Annotated in this window: 17 protein-coding genes; 11 read left to right on the forward strand and 6 right to left on the reverse strand. The window is 53.7% G+C overall.

The annotated features are described in order from the left end of the window. Positions 1 to 25: 25 nt before the first annotated feature. The 3 genes from ABIE59_RS16435 to ABIE59_RS16445 all read right to left on the reverse strand — a co-directional run bounded on the left by ABIE59_RS16435 (position 26) and on the right by ABIE59_RS16445 (position 1,268). Positions 26 to 223: a tautomerase family protein gene (locus ABIE59_RS16435; protein ID WP_206855276.1), complete on the reverse strand. Its 198-nt coding sequence runs from the start codon at positions 221 to 223 to the stop codon at positions 26 to 28. Positions 224 to 293: 70 nt separating this feature from the next. Next, a complete protein-coding gene (locus ABIE59_RS16440; protein WP_206855273.1) occupies positions 294 to 650 on the reverse strand; it encodes a nuclear transport factor 2 family protein in 357 nt (118 codons plus the stop codon). Next, positions 651 to 1,268 carry a glutathione S-transferase family protein gene (locus tag ABIE59_RS16445; RefSeq protein ID WP_354448563.1) on the reverse strand — a complete coding sequence of 206 codons (618 nt, stop codon included), beginning with the start codon at positions 1,266 to 1,268 and terminating at the stop codon, positions 651 to 653. A 125-nt stretch (positions 1,269 to 1,393) separates the two neighbouring features. On the opposite strand from ABIE59_RS16445, the gene ABIE59_RS16450 reads away from it, so the two are divergent. Both ABIE59_RS16450 and ABIE59_RS16455 read left to right on the forward strand, forming a co-directional pair. Further along, positions 1,394 to 2,314, forward strand: a complete 921-nt coding sequence (locus ABIE59_RS16450) for a LysR family transcriptional regulator (protein WP_206855264.1) — start codon at positions 1,394 to 1,396, stop codon at positions 2,312 to 2,314. 186 nt (positions 2,315 to 2,500) lie between these two features. Next, positions 2,501 to 3,115 (forward strand): tyrosine-type recombinase/integrase, encoded by a 615-nt coding sequence (locus ABIE59_RS16455; protein ID WP_354448565.1) that lies wholly within the window; start codon positions 2,501 to 2,503, stop codon positions 3,113 to 3,115. A gap of 336 nt (positions 3,116 to 3,451) precedes the next feature. Here the strand turns inward: ABIE59_RS16455 and ABIE59_RS16460 are convergent, their stop codons facing one another. Beyond that, the gene (locus tag ABIE59_RS16460) at positions 3,452 to 4,084 is read right to left on the reverse strand and encodes a LysE family translocator (protein WP_354448567.1); all 633 of its coding nucleotides are present in this window, start codon (positions 4,082 to 4,084) and stop codon (positions 3,452 to 3,454) included. A 252-nt stretch (positions 4,085 to 4,336) separates the two neighbouring features. Here ABIE59_RS16460 and ABIE59_RS16465 point away from each other — a divergent pair, with 252 nt between their 5' ends. Continuing rightward, on the forward strand, positions 4,337 to 5,323 hold the full coding sequence (locus tag ABIE59_RS16465) for a competence protein CoiA family protein (RefSeq protein ID WP_206856293.1): 987 nt from the start codon (positions 4,337 to 4,339) through the stop codon (positions 5,321 to 5,323). Then, positions 5,320 to 7,359 carry an ATP-dependent helicase gene (locus ABIE59_RS16470; protein ID WP_206856294.1) on the forward strand — a complete coding sequence of 680 codons (2,040 nt, stop codon included), beginning with the start codon at positions 5,320 to 5,322 and terminating at the stop codon, positions 7,357 to 7,359. Before ABIE59_RS16465 ends, ABIE59_RS16470 begins: the two co-directional genes overlap by 4 nt. 256 nt (positions 7,360 to 7,615) lie before the next feature. Here the strand turns inward: ABIE59_RS16470 and ABIE59_RS16475 are convergent, their stop codons facing one another. Together ABIE59_RS16475 and ABIE59_RS16480 are read right to left on the reverse strand one after the other, a co-directional pair. Next, positions 7,616 to 8,950: an ATP-binding protein gene (locus ABIE59_RS16475; protein ID WP_136549239.1), complete on the reverse strand. Its 1,335-nt coding sequence runs from the start codon at positions 8,948 to 8,950 to the stop codon at positions 7,616 to 7,618. Further along, positions 8,937 to 9,602, reverse strand: a complete 666-nt coding sequence (locus ABIE59_RS16480; RefSeq protein ID WP_022990681.1) for a response regulator transcription factor — start codon at positions 9,600 to 9,602, stop codon at positions 8,937 to 8,939. The genes ABIE59_RS16475 and ABIE59_RS16480 overlap by 14 nt, the downstream gene beginning before the upstream one ends. Before the next feature lie 199 nt (positions 9,603 to 9,801). Between ABIE59_RS16480 and ABIE59_RS16485 the strand changes: the two genes are divergently transcribed. From ABIE59_RS16485 to ABIE59_RS16515, 7 genes are all read left to right on the forward strand, one after another. Beyond that, positions 9,802 to 10,335 carry a cupredoxin domain-containing protein gene (locus tag ABIE59_RS16485; RefSeq protein WP_106761014.1) on the forward strand — a complete coding sequence of 178 codons (534 nt, stop codon included), beginning with the start codon at positions 9,802 to 9,804 and terminating at the stop codon, positions 10,333 to 10,335. 84 nt (positions 10,336 to 10,419) lie between these two features. Next, positions 10,420 to 12,177 (forward strand): copper resistance system multicopper oxidase, encoded by a 1,758-nt coding sequence (locus ABIE59_RS16490; RefSeq protein WP_354448571.1) that lies wholly within the window; start codon positions 10,420 to 10,422, stop codon positions 12,175 to 12,177. Then, positions 12,174 to 12,923, forward strand: a complete 750-nt coding sequence (locus ABIE59_RS16495; protein WP_106761012.1) for a copper resistance protein B — start codon at positions 12,174 to 12,176, stop codon at positions 12,921 to 12,923. The genes ABIE59_RS16490 and ABIE59_RS16495 overlap by 4 nt, the downstream gene beginning before the upstream one ends. A gap of 157 nt (positions 12,924 to 13,080) precedes the next feature. Further along, positions 13,081 to 13,434: a hypothetical protein gene (locus ABIE59_RS16500; RefSeq protein ID WP_048496392.1), complete on the forward strand. Its 354-nt coding sequence runs from the start codon at positions 13,081 to 13,083 to the stop codon at positions 13,432 to 13,434. Between the two features lie 11 nt (positions 13,435 to 13,445). Continuing rightward, on the forward strand, positions 13,446 to 14,798 hold the full coding sequence (locus ABIE59_RS16505) for an APC family permease (RefSeq protein WP_354448574.1): 1,353 nt from the start codon (positions 13,446 to 13,448) through the stop codon (positions 14,796 to 14,798). 27 nt (positions 14,799 to 14,825) lie between these two features. Further along, a complete protein-coding gene (locus ABIE59_RS16510) occupies positions 14,826 to 15,053 on the forward strand; it encodes a DUF805 domain-containing protein (protein ID WP_048496390.1) in 228 nt (75 codons plus the stop codon). Next, entirely contained in the window at positions 15,046 to 17,406 is a 2,361-nt protein-coding gene (locus ABIE59_RS16515) for a heavy metal translocating P-type ATPase (protein WP_354448576.1), read from the forward strand. The genes ABIE59_RS16510 and ABIE59_RS16515 overlap by 8 nt, the downstream gene beginning before the upstream one ends. Positions 17,407 to 17,426 lie beyond the last annotated feature (20 nt).

Below are 17,426 nucleotides of genomic sequence, written 5' to 3' on the forward strand. Positions count from 1 at the left end.
TAAGTGTTGCTCCCTTGATGGTTGGTTATCGCTTTCGCAGATTGGTGACGGTTTCCCCTTTCACACCCCAGTTGTCGGTCGACACTTCGTCAATGACTACGTGGGTGGCGTCAGGGTTCTTGTTCAGAACATCGACCAGTAGCTGCGTTGTTCCCTGAATCAACTGGCGCTTCTGCTCGACGGATACGTTGTCGTCGGTGACTTTAATGTTGACATAAGGCATTCGAAATTCCTCTTTTTCATTGGTTGGATGGCCTGCTTTGTAGCAGGCATTTCATGTTGGAGATATTCACTCAGGTGGTGACCGGCGCATACATCTTGTTGACGATCTTCCAAACTCCGTCTTCCTTCAGGAAACCCAGATAGTCGATAAAGTTGCCGTGGGGAAGCGGGCACGCCACTTTCACCATGGCCTGGCTGCCAGCAAGTTCCACCCGGAGGATGCGGTAATTCTTCGGGTGGCCGATGTGCGCGGGTATTGGTCGCGTTGCGACATCGGCTAGCCATTCATCCAGTGTGCGCCGCAGGTCAGGTGCCTTAAGCACACAGTCCCGGTGAAACAACGGTGCCAGTCGGTTGGCATCGCCCGTATGCAGGCCCTGAAAATATTCGTTCACCATGGCTTCCAGTTGGTGCTTTTCGGTGTCCATTTATGCCACGGCCCCCGATCTGTAATCCTGTTCCCGCTGAATCGCCCGCTGCATGCTGTCGCGCTGCAATACGGCATCCACCATCTGGCGGGTATGTGGTCCGAGCACGATATCCACGGGGAAGAAGTCTCCCCAGCGGGAGTACACGGCCAGCAGTATGTCGGCAGGGGAGATATCGTGCCCACCAAGATAGGGCGCGTGTTCCAGTTTCGCTTCCACCACCTGCCACAGCTTGTTGATGGCCACGGCCGCGGAATCGAAGATGTGCTGCCTCCCCGCAGGGTCCGTCACGTTGGCCTGGGCAAAGAACAGTCGTCCATAGGCGGGGTGCACGGTGGCGTTGGCAAACATCATGTTTTCAATGGCTCGGTGCCGTGCGTCCCCGCTTTCGGGGATAAGATTGTTCTCATGCTTGTTGAGCAGATGCAGAATGATCGCCACGCCTTCGTTCAGCACCTTATCACCGTCCACCAGCACGGGCACGGTGCCGGCGGGATTGAGCGTTTCAAAGTGTTCGGCGTCCAGTTTATGAACCAGCGTGCTCTCCTGGTCGAGCTCGTTAAGAATCGCCTGCGTCGCCAGTGAGCAAGCGCCTGGAAGGAAATAGAGGGTGTACATCGTAAAGTCTCGCCTGTTGGTTGATTGCTTGAGTGCAAGGAAAGTGTGGCGCTTTCCTCATGGTTCTTAAATGGCAATAATGTTCTTACACCTTCAACAAATTGGAAACTCATAGGCTGATCGTTATGGATAAATTGCGGGCAATGCGAATGTTCGTTCGTGTGGTAGATGCCGGTAGCTTCACCAGCGTGGCCAACGAGCTGAACGTGACCACGTCGATGATCAGTAAGGAGATCGGACGACTGGAAGAGGACTTGGGGGTGAGGCTGCTGCACCGCTCGACCCGTGGCCAGCAACTGACGTCAATCGGCGAGGGCTACCTGAAACGCTGCCGGGAATTACTGGTTCAGGTAGACGACGCAGACGCCTACGTGCAGCACATGCAGGAAAACCCGCGCGGAAAATTGCGCATCAACGCGCCCATGGCGCTGGGCATTACTGACCTGTCCCAACTGTTCTCTGCCTACATGAAACAATACCCGGACGTGGAGCTGGACATACAGTTGGGAGACGAAAGCCTGGATCTGATCGAGCATGGTTTCGATCTGGGATTCCGGGCGTCCAGCCAGATGCTTGATTCGAATTATGTGGGCAAACCACTGGTCAGTTTTACCTACAAGGTGTGCGCGTCAGCGAGGTATCTTGAAAGCCACCCGCCCATCCGGGAAGTGGAGGATCTGGCCGACCATAACTGCTTTGTGTACAGCTATTTCAAGTCGGGAAATTTCTGGCCGCTTGCTCAGGGTATCACCGTCGCAGGCTCCCTGAAGGTGAACAGCACATTGTTCATGAAACAGGTGATCGAGGATGGGCTGGGCATCGGCTTTCTCCCCAGCTTTGTGGCCAGGGAGGGCATCGAACAGGGCAAACTGGTGGAAGTGCTGCCGGAGGTAGGCCGCCCGGACCTTACGCTGTATGCGCTCTATCCAAACCGGCAGTTTACGCCGCCGAAATTACTCAGTTGCATTGAGTTTCTGCAGTCCTGGTTTCTGTCTAGGAATCTGGACGAAAGGGGCTTCAATGACCCGCTGCAGAACCCCGACTGAGGGCGTAAAACTGATGAAGTCGAGGTCGCGGTTATTGGATTTGCCTCGATACGCATGGGGTACGACGGCCCTAAACGGGAATTTGCGAGTCAGTTCTGAGCGTCCGCTTTGCGACCAGGCTGGCCAGCAGGGAACAATTTTCTGAACCATACTTAAAGACCCTTACCCTCCGAAGAGGGCCACGTCATGACGTTTCCTAACAGCAAAGTTCCCTGGAACAAAGGGAAGCTCGTCGGCCAGAAGCTGCCGCTCAAACTCGAACAAATATGGGCTATCCGTATTCGGTTAGAGATAGCAAAGAACATCCGCGAACTGGCGATGTTCAACATGGCAATTGACTGCAAACTCCGATCCTGCGATCTGGTAAAGCTATTGGTTCGAGATATTTCCAGAAACGGTGAGGTTCTGGACCGGGCGCAAGTCATCCAGCAGAAGACCAGTCAGCCTGTTCAGTTTGAGATAACCAAAAAGACGCGCGAATCGGTCGAAGCATGGATCGAGTTGCGAGGACTCGCAGGTATGGATTATTTGTGGCCGAGCCGGATGCGAAAGTTCGACCATATCACTACTCACCAATACGCCCGTCTTGTCAAAAAGTGGATTACCAGCATTGGACTTGATCCTTCAGTCTACGCAACCCATTCAATGAGACGGAGCAAAGCGACATTGATCTACAAGAAGACCAAGAATCTTCGAGCCGTCCAGTTGCTGTTGGGACACACGAATATGTCGAGCACCGTGCGGTACCTTGGTGTCGAGGTCGAGGATGCTCTGGAGATAGCTGAGAGTATTGAAATTTAGGTGCGTAGCTTCTGTATTTGGTCCCTTTGGATGCCGCAAACGCTGCCAGCCCCGGTCGATGATCACCCTCGGGCTTCGATCAGACTCCTCCCGTCGCTAAACAATAGCGGACATTAGGGTTGAGCAATCATCACCAATGGAACAGCCATCCCTTCGGGATGAGGTTTGTATAGCGATAGCGTACTTGATCGAATGCCCGATTTCCCAAGAACGGTCATCCAATGATGAGCGTTCAATCGATGTGGGGGCGCCTCTGATAACATCAGGCTGCCAAGCTTGGCCTGGCGTCATTCATAAAAGCATCCATCTTGGAGTTGGCTCGGTCGGATGCCGGTTTCACTCATTGGTAGATGTCGCCAGCCGCACGCCGAGGCCAACTAGCAAAATGCCGGTGACTTTATTCAGGCACACGAGATACAGTGGGTTACGCCGCAACCCACCGCTTAAAGCCGCAGAGGACCAAGCCAATACGATACCCCAAACCGTGCTGGTAACCACGAACGTCAGACCCAACAACACAAAGCCCAGCAGGTGGGAATCGGCATCCCGGGCAATGAACTGCGGCAGGAATGCCAGGAAGAACAGCGCCACTTTGGGATTTAGAGTATTGGTGATCAAACCTTGCCGGAATGCGGAACCGACGCCGGCACTACACGGTTGATTGTCTCCCGGAATCTGCGTGGCTTTCTTAAAAATCATGCTCAAGCCCAGGTACACCAGGTAAGCCGCGCCTAGTAACTTGATTACAAGAAAAGCTGCTGCTGAGGCGGTGAGGAGTGCTGACAACCCAATGGCTGCTGCAAAGGTGTGGACAATCGCTCCTGCGGAAATACCCAATGACGACGCAATGCCCACCCCGCGGCCTTGGGCAAGACTGCGGCCTAGGATGTAAAAAGTATCCGGGCCTGGCACGAGATTAAGTGCAATGCTCGCAATAAGGAAAGCGCCAAAGTTTTCGATTCCAATCATAAGCAGGTGATCTGTGTTTGATTCGTTAACCAGAGAGCTATGACAGAGCAACCACTGGATGCAGGCAATTCGACTTTGTACCTATTTGCCATGGATGGCTGATCGACTTGTTTGAAACTGAATGTCCGCTTTGCGACCACTTCAAAGCTGGACGTTCGTGTTGACCTACGAATGTTCTGCTCGTTTGCTTTACGCCGCTCACTTTGAGCTACGCCTATCCCAAACGTTCATTTTCCGGGAGACTAGAGGGCTATGACCGCTGACTCTAAAACAATTCAGTACGCGTTCGCACTAGATTCCCACGGATTCCTAACTCATATCAGGGAAGCAGTCCGCTCGCAGGATTACATTTGCCCCGGCTGTAGACAAAACCTCTCCCCAGTGATGGGCGAAAAGAACGCGAGGCATTTCCGTCATGCGCAAGAATGCTGCACCCTTGAGACTTACCTGCATAGGTGTGCAAAAGAGGCCTTCTTCGAGCGATATCAAAAATCATTGAACGATGGAACGCCCATCAGTCTCGCATTAGAACGCCAAGTTTTTTGCACTGGCGAACGATTGGCACTTGCGAGAGCCTCCTCCCTTCGTTGCCAGACGTCGGTTCCCGCAAAGTACAACTTGACGCAGTTTTTCGACACAGCGGCGCTCGAAAAGAAAGATGCTTATACTGGTTTGAAACCGGATGTCTTGTTAAGCCACGCGACAAGCGAGCGACGGTGTTACATCGAAATGTGTGTAACACACCCCTGTAGCCCAGAGAAGATCGAGACCGGGGTTCCGATTCTTGAATTCAAGATTGCATCTGAAGCGGATATTCGGCAGTTGATGACCGGATATTATTCGGGAAAAGACGATAATCTGACCGTTTATAACTGGCAGCCGCCTGCAAGATTGGAGGAAACATGTCGCGGCGAGTGCTCTGTGGGCAATGTGTTCTTGGATGTCTGGAGCCTCAGTGAGTCCGGACGGCTGAATCGGACTACCCAGCCTCTGTCAGCAGTCGATCTAACCGCCAACACAGTATCGAACACTTGGCCAAGCTCGACCGCTGGGGCTGAACTGATCGCTAATCTGCGGAACTTCGTCGGCGAAGCTGATCCGGATTCCCAGTTTCCCAACTGCGTTCGGTGCGAGCATGCGGAGTACTGGGAAGACGGTTTCTTGTTCTGTCGTAGTAAGGCGAAGATGGTCCCATACACCGAGGCCCGACAGTGTGCATCCTACCGGATGAAAACATGACAAAGCGACTAACTTGGGAACAAAAAAGAGTCGTCAGCCATGGCGCAGGGCATGCGCTGGTAAAAGCAGTGCCCGGCAGCGGAAAAACCACGACTCTGGTGAAGCGCGTTGAACGCTTGGTGCGATCCGGAATTGACCCACGATCTATCCTAATTCTGATGTATAACAAATCCGCCCAGGTCAGTTTTTCACAGAAACTGAGGGTAGCGCTGAAATCACCTGTAATTCCGGAAGCCCGGACCTTTCACAGTTTGGCTCTGGAAATCGTCCGGCACGGAGAGTGTAATCAGAGCATCCGTAAGAAAGAGCTCCTAGGGTCTGACGATTACCGCTACGATCAGCTGATAAAGCAAGCGTATCGAGAAGGGTTTGAGGAAGAGACCGATTACATCGACCCGAATGACATTGAAGCATTGGAGTTATTTATTGCTCGCTGCAGAGCGGCGGCGGTGACGCCATCCGATGCAGCCAGCGATCCTATATTCGGCTCCGAGAAGCCGGAGTCGATTCGCGCATACCGACGGTACTGCGAGCTACTGGAAGACAGTGGCCTGCGCACATTCGATGACGCTTTGATTGAGGCGGTTGAGCTTTTGCGCAACGACACGGGGTTCAGTGACCACCTCGCTCATATCATTGTTGATGAATATCAGGACGTGAACCTCGTCCAACATGATATGACAAGACTGCTGGCACGATCGGGGGCTTCCGTGATGGCCGTGGGTGACATCAACCAATGCATTTACGAGTGGCGAGGAGCGCGCCCCGATTTCATCGGCGGTTTGTTTGAAAAACACTACCCGAATACGAGAGTCTTTCAGCTGTCCTGCACGTTCAGATTCGGCCATGAGCTGTCTTTGATGGCCAACTCTGTTATTCGACGCAACTCTGCAAAACTGACCAGACTTTGTGTCAGCCACCCAAGCACGCCTCGCACCGAGGTCCGGGTCCACTCTGACAAATGTCTGTCCACTGTCCTGTCAGGTCTCGCATCGATCGAAGGCACGAGAGCGATTCTTTCTAGGACAAAAGCCTCGCTGGCTGAAGCAGAAATTGCATTGCGGCTTTGCAGAGTGCCATATCGTTACCTCAATGGCGCAACCTCGTTACACACCAGAACCGAAATAGGCATCTTAATAGTTGGCATCCTTCTCGCTGTGTATGGCGACCTAAGCCGATTGGATAACCACCCGAACAAACAGCAAATCCTCTTCGGTTTCCTCAGACAAGCGGGGTTCAGATGGAAGAAAGGACAGTTTAAATCGGCTTTAAGTGGACTGATGGCACCCTCGGCTGACCCATGGTCGGTTCTTGGGGAGCTGTTCAAATATTCGATACCTCAGAAGGATCGTTTGGCCCAACTCCGCGCGGTCTGCAAGAATGCCGACGAGCAAACTCCGGCTGTCCATGTCTTCCGAAAACTGCATTCCGCTGGCTTCATTGACAGTATTGGTAAAGAAGGAGTCAGTCGAACGAAATCGAACGATCAGCGCAGAGGGGTCGCTAAGGTCGACGAACTGCTCGATGCCAGCGACATCAATGCCAGTAACTTTTTGGGTCTCATTCTCCGTCCAACGCAGGACTCCGAGGGCCACGAGCCGTTCGTGCTCTCAACGTTGCACGGGGCCAAAGGTCTTGAGTGGGATAACGTCATCCTCGTTGGCCTCACTGAGCAAGAGTTTCCAGGCGGAAACCCCGATGAGCTTCGCAGTATCATTTCGCCAGCTCAGCCGGCGCAGAACGACGAGGCTATTGAAGAGGAGCGTCGGCTCTTTTACGTTGGTATAACCCGAAGCAAGCACCAGCTTCACTTGATCGCCCCGCAAGATGACGGACTTGAGAAGTGGCTGAGCAATCGTTGGGACAGTAGCCCGAAAAGACCTCCAATCGCGACACGCTTTGTCTACGAGGCGGGCTGGACCGCCTGCTCAGAAACCAGCGCTGCCATCTACGCCCAAAAGGCTGATCAACAAAAGCGTGATTTCAGCAAATTTCACCAGTGGTATCTAAGAGATCTTCAGCGTTTAAGAGTTTAGTTAAAAAGGCCGGACATATGGGAGAAAGGCTTTCAGCCTGACGAGCATATACTTCCACTACTTATGTCAGTGAGAAGTGTGGAAACTAGGTAGAGCCCGCACTGAAGGTTAACTTTGGGAATCGAGGTTTATGATTCATCAAGGTTAAAGCGCTGTCGCAATATTTGCTTCCACCGAAGTCTTCAGGCATTTGAATGTCCGCTTTGCGACCAAGGCTACTTACGGACCTCAGCTAAACAAAAGCGAACATTCGATTTTATCTTAATAATTCGATAGAAACGCGTAAACCGCTACAGGACTTAGTCGAAAAGCTGATTTTACCTTCATAGCGAGTCACTATATCTCGAACGATAGCAAGGCCGAGACCGTGCCCAGGTGTTTGCTCATCTAGCCGCAGACCCCTTTGGCCCAAACTGGCTAAATCCTTGTGATTAACCCCTGGGCCATCATCAGCAACAACTATTCGCTTGAAGCCGCTGCCTTGTTCCACAGAGAGCTCTACGCATCTCGAAGACCATTTGCCAGCATTGTCGAGTAAGTTGCCCAATACTTCATTTAGATCATGTTCTTCTATCGGCCATCGGCTGTCTTCAGGCAGAGAACTCGATAGTTCAAACGACTTTTCCGGATATAAACGACCGAGCATCCACAAAAGATCCCGTGCCTGTTTTATGGGGTAGGCGCTTTTTCCAATCTGGGGCCCTGCAAAACGGCTTCGACGCATTTCAGCTTCTAATTGCCTGTCGATATCGCTTAGTCGCTCCACCATCTGGCGCCTTAGATTGGTGTCGAGAGGACGTGTGTCGTCTTCCAGTATCTGCCGGACGGCTGCGATGGGGGTTTTGACGCTATGAGACAGGTTTGCGAGAGCGTCCCTGGAGCGCTCAAGTCGCTGATCTAAGGAGTCCAGCAACTGATTTAGTTGAAGAACCAGCGGGTGGAACTCCTCTGGCGACTGAACGTTGATTCGGGAGATCTCTCCGTCCTGGAGTCTTTTTAATGCGGCTTTGAGTGTGACAACCGGTCGCATGGACATCGTGATTCCGAACCAGAGCACGGCGACCAAGAGCATAATCAACAGAACTGATACTACGGCGGTCCAGGTATGAAGTGCAGCTTGGCTGCGTTTCAGCGCACCCAGATCTTCAGAAACGATTACGACGATGGGTGTTTCACCGACCTGAAAAGACTTTCGGTAGGCGAGGATGTCTAAGGGAGTATCAGTGGTTTCGGCATCTTCTACGCGAACGGTTCCGTCTTCTTCGTTTTCAATCAGAGGCGTTAACAAGGGCTCCCAAGTATCAGGTGAAATGATGGTCTGTTCGGGTGTATGTATGGCAAAGGCATGATGAAAAACATCCTGGAAATAATCGCCCGTCTGGAGAGTGTCAACTTCACCATTCGCGTCGCGAATCTGGTGCTCAAGGAAAACGACTTCATCTTTCAGTCGGCTTTCAACGAATTCCCGAGACATTCGGTCGAGCAGCAAGCCATGGACCAACCACGCCACCCCCATTAGACCAATTCCGGCGGGCAGTAACAGCGCAAGCAAGGTTCCTTTTACGGACGCAGGCTTTTTAAGGAATCGCATTAAAAATGTACCCCTGGCCGCGTCGTGTTGAGATGGTTTCGCTGCCCACTAGCTTCCTTAACCTCCGAATATACGCCTCAATGACGTTTTCGCTCGGGCTATCATTCAAGTTGTAAAGCTGTTCCATTAGTTGTTCTTTGGAAAAGACGTGGCCAGGGCGGCTCATCAAACAACGTAGCAGCCGGAATTCGGTGCCGGTAAGTGTATGTTCCACGCCGTCGTCCATCTTGAGACTCTGGCGGTTTTCGTCCAGTTCAAAGCGGCCGGCTTTAACCTGAGCATGGACCCTTCCTTCACTTCGACGCACGAGTGCGTTGAGGCGTGCGATTAGCTCTTCTGTCTGAAAAGGTTTTGCCAGGTAATCGTCTGCCCCGGCTTTTAAGCCGTTAACCTTATCCTGCCAATCGCCTCTCGCGGTCAGAATCAAGACCGGACAGCTGACGTGATTCGTTCGCCACTTTCTCAATACGTCCAGCCCGTTGCCATCAGGTAGACCCAGGTCCAGAACAACAGCACGGTAATCCTCTTGCTCACCCAGAACGACGGCTTCTCGGGCACTGGGAGTTGTATCAACGCTGAAACCTGCTTTTCCCAACTGCCTGACCAGACCCTCAGCAAGCAAGCGGTCATCTTCGACGAGCAGTAAACGCATGAGTTTTTCCTTCTATGTATGGTCCGCGGTCGAAAGTGTGACTGATTAACCTGAATTCAGCCTGAACGGAAAATAGTTCGAGTTTTTCAGAAAGAATTCAGGTTAGTGAGAGAAGGTAACAACCGATTCTGGACATTGCTCAAGATTGGGGCTCAATCCGGCAGTGTTTTTCGAGCAATATTTTACAGAGGATAAAAAGATGAATGCATCAAAACTATTCGTAGCGGGTATGGCGCTTTCAATGTCGGCAACAGCGTTTGCGGCTGGCGCCCATGATGGTGGCCACGGGCACGGCGCTACAAGCGGTGAACCTGGCAAAGCGTCGGAGGCCAGCCGAACCGTAACTGTCGAGATGTACGACAACTACTACGAACCCGAAGAAATCAGTGTAAAGCCGGGTGAAACCGTTCGCTTCGTGGTGGAGAACAAGGGAAACCTCGTCCATGAGTTCAGTGTTGGCACTCCCGACATGCACGAAGCTCATCAAGAGGAAATGATGATGATGGTTGAGCATGGCGTCATCCAGGGCGGCAAGCTGAACCACGACATGATGAATATGGATATGGGGAATGGCCATTCCATGAAGCATGACGACCCGAACAGCGTGTTGCTGGAACCGGGCCAAAGTAAAGAAGTGGTATGGAAGTTCTCTGATAAAGGCAATATCGAATTTGCCTGCAACGTGCCGGGCCACTATCAGGCCGGGATGTACGGTGAGGTCAATTTCGAGTAACTCGCTTAACTGAGGTCCGCGAGCGCGGGGCTGAGACACGTTTCTCGGCCCGGCTTCAATGACGTGTAGTTCGGAGCAACACAGATGAAACCACGCTTTTTGACAGGGCTTTTGAGCCTGCTGATGCCAGCCATGGTTCTGGCCGGTGAGTACGACCTTACGGTCGACCGGGTAAAAATTGATACCGGCGATTTTGTGAAGGAAGGCATTGGATACAACGGCGCATCTCCGGGACCGGTAATGCGTTTCAAGGAAGGCGAGAACGTCCGGATCAACGTGACCAACAACCTGGATGAGATGACGTCCATTCACTGGCACGGCCTGATCCTTCCTTTTAACCAGGACGGTGTGCCTGGTATCAGTTTCCCGGGCATCAAGCCGGGTGAAACCTTTACCTATGAGTTTTCTATCCAGCAGGCAGGCACCTACTGGTTCCACAGCCACTCTGGTTTTCAGGAGCCGGACGGGGCCTATGGTGCCATTGTCATCGAGCCCGAGGGCCGTGAGCCATTCCGCTACGATCGTGAATACGTGGTGCAGCTGACTGACAAGCACCCCCATTCCGGTGACCGCATCATGCGCAACCTGAAAATGATGGCGGATTACTACAATCGCCAGCAATTGACAGTGGGTGACTTTTTCTCTGAGGTGTCGGAAAACGGCCTGATGAACACTGTCCAGGATCGTATGGCCTGGGGCAGCATGCGCATGATGAAGGCGGATGTGGAAGACGTGCAAGGTTTTACCGGGTTAATCAATGGCAAGGGATCGGACCAGAACTGGACCGGGATCTTTGAACCTGGCGAGCGTATTCGCCTGCGTTTCATCAATTCATCGGCGATGACCTATTTCGACATCCGGATCCCTGGTCTGGATATGACGGTTGTGCAGGCCGATGGCAATAACGTGCAGCCGGTTACCGTGGACGAATTCCGGATCGGTGTAGCGGAAACTTATGATGTGATCGTGCGCCCGAAAGATGAGCAGGCTTACACTATCTTCGCCGAATCCATGGGACGTTCCGGCTTTGCCAGGGCAACACTGGCCCCTGAAAAGGGTATGGAAGCGGCCGTGCCGCAACTGCGTGAACCTGCCCGCCTGACAATGGCTGATATGGGCGGCATGCCCGGTATGGACCATGGCAGCATGGCGGGGATGGATCATGGAGGCATGGATATGGGCAGCTCAGAAGATATGTCCGGGATGGATCACTCCTCAATGGAGGGAATGGACCACTCCAACATGGACAGCATGGATCATTCCAATATGGAAGGTATGGACCATGGTTCCATGACGATGGGAAAAGAAGATAAAAGCGATCCTTTCTATGCCAAGGGCAGTGGCCTCATGCCCAAAGCTGCTAATGGCGGTAAATTTCTGTCTTACGCCGACCTGAAGGCTCAGGATCCGTTGTATGAAGACCGCGAACCGACCCGGGAAATCGAGCTTCGCCTGACCGGCAATATGGAGCGTTACACCTGGAGCATTAATGGCGTCAAGTATGAAGACGCCGATCCGATTCGTCTGAAATACGGTGAGCGGGTCCGCTTCAAGTTTGTTAACGAAACCATGATGACGCATCCAATGCACCTGCACGGCATGTGGTCGATTTTGGACGTCGGCGCCGGCCAGTGGAATCCCATCAAGCACACTGTGAGCGTGAATCCGGGCACCACTGTGTACATGGAAACCGAAGTCGATGCCCCGGGGCAGTGGGCGTTCCATTGCCACCTTTCCTACCACGCGGCGGCCGGAATGTTCCGTAAGGTGATTGTCGAAGGTGGCCCGGATTCAACCCAGGCGAAAACAGACGCGATTGCTGAAGATGGAGGTGAGGTATGAGCTGTATTCGATCACTTGTCGCAGTCAGTCTTATTGCCTCTGTTGGCTTCTCAACGGCGGTGACAGCTCAGGAAATGATTTCTGACACTACCGCTCGTAAACAGCCGCTCACAACCTGGGGGGTTCAGTTCGAGGAGTTTGAATACCGCTACAGCGACGATGATGAGGAACTGGGCGTCTGGAATGCGGATGCCTTTTATGGCACCGACGATTTTAAAGTCCGGCTGCTCACAACCGGTGAATACGAGATAGAAGAACAGGCCTACGAAACACTGGAAAATCAGTTGGTCGGCCAGATCCCCATCTCTAAATTCTTCGATGCCAAAGCGGGTGTTCGCTTTGACACCCCTGAAGGACCGGATCGAACTTACGCCGTACTGGGTGTCGCTGGGCTTGCACCCCAATGGTTTGAGGTTGATGCCAACCTGTATGTGAGCGATGAAGGTGAGACGTCCGCTGAGCTGGACGCAGAGTATGAATTATTGCTCACCAATTATTGGATCCTCGCGGCGACACTGGACGCAACGGTGGCCTTCAGTGAGGATCGTGAAATTGGTGTTGGCAAAGGTCTGGTGTCCACCGAAGCAGGGCTGCGTCTGCGTTATGACTTGGTTGATCGCGCCTTTTCGCCCTATGTCGGTGTGGTGCATGAACAAAAATACGGTGATACCGCGGATTTCGCTGAAACCGGCGGCGGAAGCACAGAAGACTGGTTTGCCGTGATCGGCGCTCGAATTGCATTCTGACGTTGATGTTGAAGGGCCATTGGGAAACTGATGGCCTTTTTCGTCTATGATTTGATGTAACTCAAATCCACCGAAAGCATGTGTCCATTTTCAGTCGCAGTTCAGGTTGAAGTGTTTTGATACAGGGAGAAGTCATCAGGAAGAGAGGTGTCACCCCATGACCAAAGCACACAAAGCAACCAACCAGGAGCAGTTTTTGTTGCGCCGAAAAATGACCGTCGAGGGGCTTGGAGAGGATCAGTGGGAGGGGCTCATCCACGATCTGAATCACCACCCATGCGTTGATTTCGCCGAGCGTAAGCCAAATGGCACATTGCAGGTGACGTACGATGGAACCCACTGGTCCGTCGATGAATTACTGGAACTGATCAAGGCTTACGGTGGCCGATTGAAAACCGGATGGTGGACCCGGCGCAAACTGGCCTGGTACCGGTTTACCGACGACAACGTCCGGGCAAATGCCAAGCATGAGCCGTTCTGCTGTTCCAAGATTCCACCCATGAAAAAATAAGAGGAGATTGAATGAGCAGGGAGGAAGATCGAAGAACTCGCTACCAGGAAGGTAGTCTCACTCTGCCAGGGACGGTGATGCTGGGTACCGGCGTCATGATTGGCGCCGGTATTTTTGCTCTGACCGGGCAGATGGCCCAGATGACCGGTGTGCTATTCCCGCTGGCCTTTCTCGCTGCAGCGGTGATTGTGAGCTTCAGCGCCTATTCCTACATCAAGATCTCCAATACCTACCCTTCCGCCGGCGGTATCGGGATGTACCTGCACAAGGCCTACGGAAACCGGCTGCCAACGGCTTTCAACGCCCTGTTGATGTATTTTTCCATGGTCATCGCTCAGAGCTTCCTGGCCCGGACCTTTGGCTCTTACACCATGCAACTTTTTGGCGGGGATGACAGTGGCCGCATGGTGCCCATTCTCGGCGTGGCGCTCATTCTTGCGGCCTTTCTGATCAACCTGCTGGGCAATCGGATGATTCAAGGGGTGGCTTCCTTTATCGGGATCCTGAAAATCGGCGGCATACTGATTTTCGGTCTGGTCGGGGTCTGGATTGCCGACTCAATCTCGGTTGATTTTTCGGAGCCCGGTGAAGCCGGAACGCTGGGCAACTTCTTGGGCGCGACCGCGTTGGGCATTCTTGCGTTCAAAGGCTTTACGACCATCACCAACAGTGGTTCGGAAGTCATCGACCCGAAGCGAAACGTTGGGCGCGCCATCGTGATTTCCATTGCCGCCTGTGTGGTGATCTACACGCTGGTGGGATTTGCGGTCGCCAGCAATCTATCTCTGGCTGAAATTATCGAAACGCAGGATTACTCTCTCGCCGCTGCTGCACGCCCCGCTCTCGGCGAATACGGCGTCTGGTTTACTGTTGCGATTGCCATGATGGCCACGGCGGGAGGAATTCTGGCCAGTGTATTTGCTGTGTCCCGCATGTTGGCCATGCTGACGGAGATGAAACTGGTTCCTCATCGGCATTTCGGGATGCCCGGCAGCATTCAGAAGCACACACTGGTGTATACCGTTGTCCTGGGTCTGATTCTGACCGCCTTCTTTGACCTGTCACGCATTGCTGCGCTGGGTATCGTGTTTTATCTGATTATGGACATTGCCATTCACTGGGGTGTGCTCCGTTATCTACGCAAAGACATTAAGGCCAACACCTGGGTGCCAGCAACAGCCATCTTGTTGGATCTTTTGGCGCTGGGCGGCTTCGTCTGGGTAAAGCTTAATACGGACCCGTTCGTCATCAGCGTGGCAGTCGTGACCATGATCGTGATTGCAGTATCCGAGCAGATTTTCCTTAAAAGATCACCGGAATCGGCGCAAGCGAAACAGGAAGAGAGTCATGCGCATCATCATTAATCTGAATCAGGAAGAGAGGCTATTGCCATGATGGGAGATAACATGTTCGGGAATACCATGTGGGCAGGCCACTGGCTGTGGATGCTGGTGATTGCTATTGTGGTGGTCATTCCGGCTTGGCGTATTTGCCAGCGCACTGGGTATCCGGGGTGGATGGGTGTGCTGATATTGATCCCCATCGTCAATCTGGTTCTGCTGTATTTTATTGCATTTGCAGACTGGCCCGCCGACAAAACAGGAGATCGCAATGGCTGAGCACCATCACGCCCATGACCACGATCACCACACCGATAAAGAACCTGGCGAGCACACCGCCAAGGATCCGGTTTGCGGCATGGCAGTGGATCCGCATACCGCGGAACACCGCAGCCAGCATGGCGGTAAAACCTGGTACTTCTGCTCGTCGCGTTGCCAGTCCAAATTCGACGAGGACCCTGAGCAGTACCTCGATTGGGAAAAGAAACAGCAAGAGCCGGTAGCGCCGGGCACTATGTATACCTGTCCCATGCACCCCGAGATTCGGCAGCAAGGGCCAGGGGACTGCCCAATCTGCGGCATGGCCCTGGAGCCCGAGCAGGTAAGCCTGGACGACGGGCCTTCGGAAGAACTCAAAGACATGACCCGCCGATTCTGGATCGGCCTGGTGCTGGCCCTGCCTGTACTGGTGCTGGAGATGGGTGGGCACCTCACCGGACTCGATCACATTATAGCCCCGCAGATGTCCAACTGGATTCAACTGGTGCTGGCAACGCCTGTGGTGCTCTGGTGCGGTTGGCCCTTCTTCGTCCGGGGTTGGAAATCCGTGGTTAGCCGTAACTTGAACATGTTTACGCTCATTGCCATTGGTACCGGCGTCGCGCTGATCTACAGCCTGGTGGCGACCCTGGCGCCGCAGATCTTCCCAGGCGCCTTCCGGCAGGAAGACGGGTCGGTCGCCGTCTACTTCGAGGCGGCTGCTGTCATCGTGGTGCTGGTGCTGCTGGGGCAGGTGCTGGAATTGCGCGCCAGAGAGAAAACCTCTGGTGCCATCAAGGCCCTGCTGGATCTGGCACCGGCGACGGCCAGAAAACTGGACGACGATGGCAGCGAATCCGATGTGTCGCTTGATCAGGTCAAGGTGGGCGACCGCCTGCGGGTGCGCCCCGGTGACAAGGTGCCGCTGGACGGCGAGGTGCTTGAAGGCAGCTCCAACGTGGATGAATCCATGGTGACCGGTGAGCCTTTGGCAGTCAGCAAAAAATCCGGCGACCAGGTGATCGGCGGCAGTATCAACCAGCAGGGCAGCTTTATCATGCGGGCCGACAAGGTCGGTCGGGACACCATGCTGTCCCAGATTGTGCAGATGGTGGCCAGCGCTCAACGCAGCCGTGCACCCATCCAGGGGCTGGCAGACAAGGTGGCAGGATACTTTGTGCCAGCCGTAATCGTGATCGCCATTATCGCCTTCATTGCCTGGTCCTTCCTTGGGCCGACGCCCCCGATGGCATTCGGTCTGATTGCTGCTGTGAGCGTGCTGATTATTGCGTGCCCCTGCGCCCTAGGTCTGGCAACGCCTATGTCCATTATGGTCGGCGTCGGGCGCGGCGCACAGAGTGGTGTGCTGATCCGTGATGCAGAAGCACTGGAGCGCATGGAGAAAGTGGACACGGTGGTGGTGGATAAAACCGGCACGCTGACAGAGGGCAAGCCGCAAGTCACCCGGCTTGTCGCGGCCGACGGGTTCGATGACAGTAGTCTCATGCGTTATGCAGGTGGCCTGGAGAAAGGCAGTGAGCACCCACTGGCTCACGCCATACTCGATAAAGCCAAGGGCATGGACCTGAAGCTTCCGGATGCGGAAGACTTTGACTCTCCGAATGGTAAAGGGGTTACCGGTCGAATAGACGGCAAGCGGGTGCTACTTGGTAACCGCCTTCTCATGGAGTCGGAAAATGTCGACACCACGCGATTTGACGGCGACGCCGACCAGCTCCGAAAAGATGGTGCTACCGTGATTTTTGCTGCTGTCGACGGAAACGTCGCAGGGTTGCTGGCGATTGCCGATCCGGTCAAGGAAACCACCGAAGCCGCTATTTCCGCGCTGCAAAAAGACGGCATCCGGGTGGTCATGCTGACCGGCGATAACCGCACTTCAGCTGAAGCAGTTGCCCGAAAACTGCATATCGACGAAGTGGAAGCGGAAGTCCTGCCGGAAGATAAGGGCAAGATCGTCCAGCGCCTGAAAGACGAAGGCCGTGTTGTCGTGATGGCGGGTGACGGCGTAAACGATGCGCCTGCACTGGCAACGGCGGATGTCGGTGTGGCCATGGGCACCGGGACCGATGTCGCCATCGAAAGCGCCGGCATTACGCTGCTACGCGGCGACCTGATGGGCATTGTCGAGGCGCGCCGTTTGTCTCTGGCGACCATGCGCAATATCCGTCAGAACCTGTTTTTCGCCTTCGTTTACAACTCCGCCGGTGTTCCGATAGCGGCAGGGGTTTTGTACCCGTTTTTCGGGATACTGCTGTCGCCCATTTTTGCAGCGGCCGCCATGTCGCTGTCCTCGGTCAGCGTGATCGTGAATGCGCTGCGTTTGAGGGTGGTGAAACTCGGGTCAAAACAATGAACTTCTGAATCATTGGAGGT

Source organism: Marinobacter sp. MBR-99, from assembly GCF_040547575.1.
Taxonomy (GTDB): Bacteria; Pseudomonadota; Gammaproteobacteria; order Pseudomonadales; family Oleiphilaceae; genus Marinobacter.

Bases quoted from the DNA above. Each gene is read 5' to 3' on its own strand.
- ABIE59_RS16500 (WP_048496392.1), top strand. From the start codon at position 13,081: ATGACCAAAGCACACAAAGCAACCAACCAGGAGCAGTTTTTGTTGCGC.
- ABIE59_RS16510 (WP_048496390.1), top strand. From the start codon at position 14,826: ATGATGGGAGATAACATGTTCGGGAATACCATGTGGGCAGGCCACTGG.
- ABIE59_RS16485 (WP_106761014.1), top strand. From the start codon at position 9,802: ATGAATGCATCAAAACTATTCGTAGCGGGTATGGCGCTTTCAATGTCG.
- ABIE59_RS16470 (WP_206856294.1), top strand. From the start codon at position 5,320: ATGACAAAGCGACTAACTTGGGAACAAAAAAGAGTCGTCAGCCATGGC.
- ABIE59_RS16505 (WP_354448574.1), top strand. From the start codon at position 13,446: ATGAGCAGGGAGGAAGATCGAAGAACTCGCTACCAGGAAGGTAGTCTC.
- ABIE59_RS16455 (WP_354448565.1), top strand. From the start codon at position 2,501: ATGACGTTTCCTAACAGCAAAGTTCCCTGGAACAAAGGGAAGCTCGTC.
- ABIE59_RS16435 (WP_206855276.1), bottom strand. From the start codon at position 223: ATGCCTTATGTCAACATTAAAGTCACCGACGACAACGTATCCGTCGAG.
- ABIE59_RS16475 (WP_136549239.1), bottom strand. From the start codon at position 8,950: ATGCGATTCCTTAAAAAGCCTGCGTCCGTAAAAGGAACCTTGCTTGCG.
- ABIE59_RS16515 (WP_354448576.1), top strand. From the start codon at position 15,046: ATGGCTGAGCACCATCACGCCCATGACCACGATCACCACACCGATAAA.
- ABIE59_RS16460 (WP_354448567.1), bottom strand. From the start codon at position 4,084: ATGATTGGAATCGAAAACTTTGGCGCTTTCCTTATTGCGAGCATTGCA.
- ABIE59_RS16440 (WP_206855273.1), bottom strand. From the start codon at position 650: ATGGACACCGAAAAGCACCAACTGGAAGCCATGGTGAACGAATATTTT.
- ABIE59_RS16490 (WP_354448571.1), top strand. From the start codon at position 10,420: ATGAAACCACGCTTTTTGACAGGGCTTTTGAGCCTGCTGATGCCAGCC.
- ABIE59_RS16495 (WP_106761012.1), top strand. From the start codon at position 12,174: ATGAGCTGTATTCGATCACTTGTCGCAGTCAGTCTTATTGCCTCTGTT.
- ABIE59_RS16465 (WP_206856293.1), top strand. From the start codon at position 4,337: ATGACCGCTGACTCTAAAACAATTCAGTACGCGTTCGCACTAGATTCC.
- ABIE59_RS16445 (WP_354448563.1), bottom strand. From the start codon at position 1,268: ATGTACACCCTCTATTTCCTTCCAGGCGCTTGCTCACTGGCGACGCAG.
- ABIE59_RS16480 (WP_022990681.1), bottom strand. From the start codon at position 9,602: ATGCGTTTACTGCTCGTCGAAGATGACCGCTTGCTTGCTGAGGGTCTG.
- ABIE59_RS16450 (WP_206855264.1), top strand. From the start codon at position 1,394: ATGGATAAATTGCGGGCAATGCGAATGTTCGTTCGTGTGGTAGATGCC.